This window comes from Nocardioides sp., assembly GCF_034670285.1.
Classification (GTDB): domain Bacteria; phylum Actinomycetota; class Actinomycetes; order Propionibacteriales; family Nocardioidaceae; genus Nocardioides.
This window is the reverse complement of record NZ_JAXMNS010000269.1, coordinates 1-5,437: the sequence shown is the minus strand read 5'-3', so window position 1 is coordinate 5,437 and position 5,437 is coordinate 1. Positions and strand designations below refer to the sequence as shown.

Below are 5,437 nucleotides of genomic sequence, written 5' to 3'. Positions count from 1 at the left end.
CGTGCTGATCGTAGTCATGCTGGTGATCCCGCTGCCGGCTGTGGTGCTGGACCTGCTCATCGCCGCCAACATCACCGGCGCCCTGCTCATCCTGCTGACCGCGATGTTCGTCGTGCGTCCCCTCGACTTCGCCGCGTTCCCGGCCGTGCTGCTGGTGATGACGCTGTTCCGTCTCGCGCTCAACGTCAGCGCCACCCGTCTCGTCCTCACCGACGGCTACGCCGGCAAGGTGATCGACACGTTCGGCCACTTCGTCGTCGGTGGCTCCCTCATCGTCGGCCTGATCATCTTCGTGATCCTGCTGATCATCCAGTTCGTCGTCATCACCAACGGTGCGGGGCGCGTGGCCGAGGTCGGCGCCCGCTTCACCCTCGACGCGATGCCCGGCAAGCAGATGGCCATCGACGCCGACCTCAACTCCGGCCTCATCGACGAGGAGACCGCACGGCGACGACGCATGGAGGTGCACGCCGAGGCCGACTTCTACGGCGCGATGGACGGTGCCTCCAAGTTCGTCAAGGGCGACGCGATCGCGGCCATCCTGATCACGGTGGTCAACCTGCTCGGTGGCTTCAGCATCGGGATGGCGCAGCGGGGCATGTCGGCGGGCGACGCCGTGACGACGTACTCGCTGCTGTCGATCGGCGACGGCCTGGTCTCGCAGATCCCGGCCCTGCTGCTCTCGGTCGCGACCGGCCTGATCGTGACCCGTGCCGCCGGCGACCCGGCCGAGGCCTCCGACATGGGCTCCGACATCATGCGGCAGCTCACCGCCAACCGGATGCCGTTGCGCATCGCCGGCTTCTCGGGGATGGCGCTGTGCCTCATCCCCGGGCTGCCCAAGATCCCCTTCCTCATCGCCGGCGGCGCCCTGCTCCTGCTCTCGAGCCGGGTCGAGAAGGACGGCGCGAGCACGACGGGCGGTGCCCACGCAGCCCTCAAGGGCGGGGCTCCCGCCGAGACGGCAGCACTCGAGCGCTCCCGCGACCACCCCGAGGCACTGGCCGAGGAGATCCAGGTCGACCCGCTCGGCCTCGAGCTGTCGGCCGACATCATCGATCTCGTCGACACCGCGTCCGGGGGTGACCTGCTCGAGCGGGTCAAGGCCCTGCGCCGCAAGGTCGCCGGCGACCTGGGCGTCGTGGTGCCGCTCGTGCGCACCCGCGACAACCTCGACCTGCCGACCAGCACCTACGTCATCAAGCTCTTCGACATCGAGGTCGCCCGCGGCGAGGCCCCTCCGGGCACCGTGCTGGCGATCGGCGACTTCCTCGGGTCCCTGCCCGGGGAGCCCACGCACGAGCCCGTCTTCGGGCTCGACGCCAAGTGGATCCCCGCCGAGCTGCGCCACCAGGCCGAGCTCGGCGGCGCGACCGTCATCGACCGGTCCGCGGTGATCACCACCCACCTCGCCGAGGTCGTCACCTCGCACGCCGCACGTCTGCTGGGCCGCGAGGACGTGCGGCTGCTCACCGACGTCGTCCGGCGCACGCACCCCAACGTCGTCGACGAGCTGACCCCGACCCACCTGTCGCTCGGCGAGGTGCAGCGCGTGCTGCAGTCGCTGCTCGACGAAGGGTTGTCGGTGCGTGACCTGGTGCGCATCTACGAGGCCCTGTCGCTGCGGGCTCCGGTGAGCAAGGACCTCGACGGGCTGGTGGAGTCGGCCCGGATGGCGCTCGGCCCCGGTGTCGTGGCGCCGTACGTGACCGGCGGCGTCGTCCACGTCATCAGCCTCGACCCGCAGCTCGAGCAGCGGATGCTCGAGACCATGCGCACCGGCGAGCAGGGCGCGATGATCGCGCTCGACCCGATCACGTTGCAGACCGTCATCGGCTCGGCGGCCCAGCTGCTCGTCGACAACGAGAACCGCAACGTGCGCCCGGTCCTGGTATGCGCTCCTCAGCTGCGCCCCGCCGTACGACGTCTGCTCCGGCCGGCGATCGACCGGCTCCCCGTCCTGTCCTATCCCGAGCTGACCGGGTCAGCCAGCGTGCGATCAGCTGGCATCGTCACGGTCGAACGCACCATGGAGGTCAGAGCATGAACCTGCTGTCCGCACCTGTCCTGGGGGCCGCTGCGCTCCTCGCCGGCCCGACCCTGTGGCAGGGCCTGGTCGTCGGCACCGTCCCGCTGGAGCACACGCTCAGCCGCTACTTCATCACCGTGGCGCTGGTGTGGGCAGCGCTGTCGGCGGTGGCCCTGCTCATCGAGTCGACGGGGCCGTCGCTCGAGCCGGTGCGCGTCCGCGACACCGAGAGCGACCCCGGTCGACCTTCGGGTGGTGCGGACACCGACTGACCCGCGGGGTCAGCCGGCAGCGTCAGCGATCAGCGAGCGCTGCGGCGACGTCGACCGACAGCCCGGTCTCGCGCTCGGAGACCTGCCACAGACGCTGGATCGCCTTCGCGCTGCCCGGGCGCACCAGGGGCCGGCGGACGGGACGTCCCGTGGTGGCGAGGAGCGGGCCGTACATCGTGCCCCCGCGTGCGCCGGGGTCGGTGGCGGCCCGCAGCTGGCTCAGCGCACCTCGCGGCACCGACATGCCGGTGCGCTTCGTCAGCTGGTGGAAGAAGCGACCGAGCGGGCCTCCGCCGCCGGACTCGACGGTGGTGGTCTGGAGGTCGGAGTCGGTCAGGCCGGGGTGCGCGGTGAGCGCGATGGTGTCGACCCCCGCGTCGGCGAGCTGCTGCTGGAGACCGACGGCGAAGTGCCGGTTGGCGAGCTTGGAGTTGCCGTAGGCGCGCCAGGCGTCGTACTTCTCGTGGAGGTGCGGGTTGCTCGGGTCCAGGGCACGCCCGGTGTGCTGGGCGGTGCTCGTCAGCGTCACGACCCGCGAGCCGGGCGTGCGCACCACCGTGGGCAGGAGGTGCGAGGTGAGTGCCCAGTGGCCGAGGTGGTTGGTGCCGAGCTGGGTCTCGAAGCCGTCGACCGTGCGACCCTCGGGCGTCGCCATCACGCCGGCATTGTTGACCAGCAGGTCGATCCGGTCGTGACGCTCGAGGATCTCGGCCGCGGCCCGGGCGACCGAGTCGAGCGAGCCGAGGTCGAGCTCGACGACCTCGAGCGAGGCCTGCGGGTGCGCGGCAAGGATCTCGTCGCGAGCCGCGGCCGCCTTCTGCTGGTTGCGCGCTGCCATCACGACGTGCGCCCCGGCACCGGCGAGGGCGTGCGCCGTCGCCAGGCCGAGGCCGCCGTTGGCGCCGGTGACGACGGCGGTGCGGCCGCTCTGGTCGGGGATGTCGTCGATGGTCCAGGACATGTCGTGCTCCTTCAGCGTGCGAGTCGGTCGTGCCCTGATCGAGGACGTCGGCTCAGCCGACGACCTCGAACTTCATCCCGGCTGCTCGGAGTCGACCGAGCAGGTTGTCGCCCATCGACTGCGCGGGCGTAACCGACCCGGCCGACGCCGGGTTGTCGTCGAAGGCCAGGCAGAGGGCGGCCTCGGCGAGCATCTTCGACGTCTCGCCGTAGCCCGGGTCGCCACCGGAGACCCGCGTGTGGAGCGTGCGACCGTCGCCCTCGGCGACGAAGTCGACGCTGAAGCGCGACTTCGCGCGCTTCGACTCGTCGGGGCCCTGGCCCTGCGGCACCTTGCCGAGCAGGAAGTTGCGGGCCGGCTTGACCTGCGAGGCGACACCGATCAGCGACGCGCCGACCGCGCCGCCGACGGCGTACCGCAGCGTCTTGGTGCCGGCGAAGTGGGAGTAGCGGAACTCCGGGCCGTACGCCGTCAGCGCGGCGCCGCTGCGCGCGACCACCTGCGGGTCGATGGTCGGCAGCGGCACCAGCCAGTAGCCGAGCACGGAGTCCTTGCCGGGCTTGCCGGCGACCGCGCGTGAGGAACGACCCTCCGGGCGAGCCTCGGCCTGGCGGCGCTTCTTGGCGGTCGCGGCCATCTGCTTGGCGCGCGAGAAGGCGCCCATCGCGGAGTGGAACGTGCCACCGGAGAACGTGCCGTTGCTGCGCACGACTCCACGCATGGTGACCGGTCCGGCTGCCTTGAGCTGCTGGACGGTGAAGTAGGCGCCGAGGTCGTGCGGGATCGAGTCGAACCCGCAGGCGTGCACGATCCGCGCGCCGCTGGCGACGGCGGTCTCGTGGTGCTCGAGCCAGGTGCGGTCGACAAACTCGGGCTCGCCGGTCAGGTCGACGTAGTCGGTGCCGGACGCAGCGCACGCGGCGACGAGCGGGCCGCCGAGCTCGAGGTAGGGACCGACCGTGGTGGCCACGACCTTGGTGCGGGCGACGGACTTCGCCAGCGCGGCCTCGTCGGCGGCGTCGACGACGATCAGCTCGAGGTCGATGCTGCCGGGCTTGATGGCGTCGAGGTCGGCGCGCACCTTCTCGAGCTTGTCGAGGCTGCGGCCGGCCAAGGCCCAGCGCAGGCCCACGGGCCCGTGCTCGGCGAGGTACTCGGCGGTGAGGCCGCCGGTGAAACCGGTGGCGCCGAAGAGGATCAGGTCGAGATCACGGCTGGAGTCAGCGTTGTCAGGCATGCGCCCATCGTGTCAGGTGCCGCTCCGCGGGCCCCCGACGGTGGTTGAGGTGCGAACGAAGTGAGCCTCGAAACCCCGTGAGCAACCCCCGGAGGCTGAGCAGGGCGAGGAACGAGCCCGTCGACGAAGCCCCGGCCCCACAGTGGTTGAGGTGCGAACGAAGTGAGCCTCGAAACCCCGTGAGCCGGCCCACCGCCTTGTCCGCAGATCGTTCGATCACACTATCGAATGTCGGTGGTGACGACTACGATCGGACCATGCGAACGACGCCCATCACGACCGCCCTGGAGGCGGTTCGCGAGGCCCGCGCCACGGTCGCTGCGGCCGAGGTCGAGGCCTTGCAGCGGGTGGTCGAGTGGGCGGTCGAGTTCCGCGTGGACAACTCGGTCGTCGATGACACCACCTTCGGGGCCGACGGCGTCATCCTCGGCGGGGCCGGGTGCCCACTGGTCGATGAGTTCGCTGCCTACGACCTCGCAGCGGTGCTCGGGATGAGCAGCGACGCCGGGTGCACCTACATCGGCAAGACGCTCGAGCTCCGCTACCGACTGCGCCGCATCTGGGAACAGGTCGTGGCGTTGAAGGTGCCGGTGTGGAAAGCCTTCCGTGTCTGTGAGCACACCCTCACCCTCAGCTTCGAGGCCGCCCGCTACGTCGACCAGATGTTGGCCCCGACCCTGCGGTCGTGCTCCTTCGCCCAGATCGAGCGCACCGTTGCCCAGGCCATCGACCTGTTCGATCCGGAGGAGGCCGAGAAGCGCCGCAAGAAGGCAGCCGACGACCGCGACTTCCAGGTCCACCTCGGCTCCCGGGAAGCCACTACCGACGGCACCGTCGATGTCACCGGCACCCTTTCGACCGAGGACGCCCTCGACCTCGAAGCAGCCGTCAAGCAAGGCGCCAAGACCCTCGGCGACCTCGGTTGCGAAGAGTCCCTC

General features: G+C 70.7%; 5 protein-coding genes. 3 read left to right on the top strand and 2 right to left on the bottom strand.

The window, feature by feature from the left end; genetic code table 11:
- Position 1 precedes the first annotated feature (1 nt).
- On the top strand, positions 2-2,047 hold the full coding sequence (locus VOI19_RS13470) for a flagellar biosynthesis protein FlhA (RefSeq protein ID WP_323793477.1): 2,046 nt from the start codon (positions 2-4) through the stop codon (positions 2,045-2,047).
- Positions 2,044-2,301 (top strand): hypothetical protein, encoded by a 258-nt coding sequence (locus tag VOI19_RS13465; RefSeq protein WP_323793476.1) that lies wholly within the window; start codon positions 2,044-2,046, stop codon positions 2,299-2,301. Before VOI19_RS13470 ends, VOI19_RS13465 begins: the two co-directional genes overlap by 4 nt.
- 22 nt (positions 2,302-2,323) lie before the next feature.
- Here the strand turns inward: VOI19_RS13465 and VOI19_RS13460 are convergent, their stop codons facing one another.
- Positions 2,324-3,262, bottom strand: a complete 939-nt coding sequence (locus VOI19_RS13460; protein ID WP_323793475.1) for an oxidoreductase — start codon at positions 3,260-3,262, stop codon at positions 2,324-2,326.
- 52 nt (positions 3,263-3,314) lie between these two features.
- Positions 3,315-4,499, bottom strand: coding sequence for a saccharopine dehydrogenase family protein (locus tag VOI19_RS13455; protein ID WP_323793474.1), 1,185 nt, complete (start codon positions 4,497-4,499; stop codon positions 3,315-3,317).
- Between the two features lie 257 nt (positions 4,500-4,756).
- Here VOI19_RS13455 and VOI19_RS13450 point away from each other — a divergent pair.
- Positions 4,757-5,437, top strand: a 681-nt coding sequence (locus VOI19_RS13450; protein WP_416366383.1) for a DUF222 domain-containing protein, incomplete at its 3' end; no start/stop codon positions are given.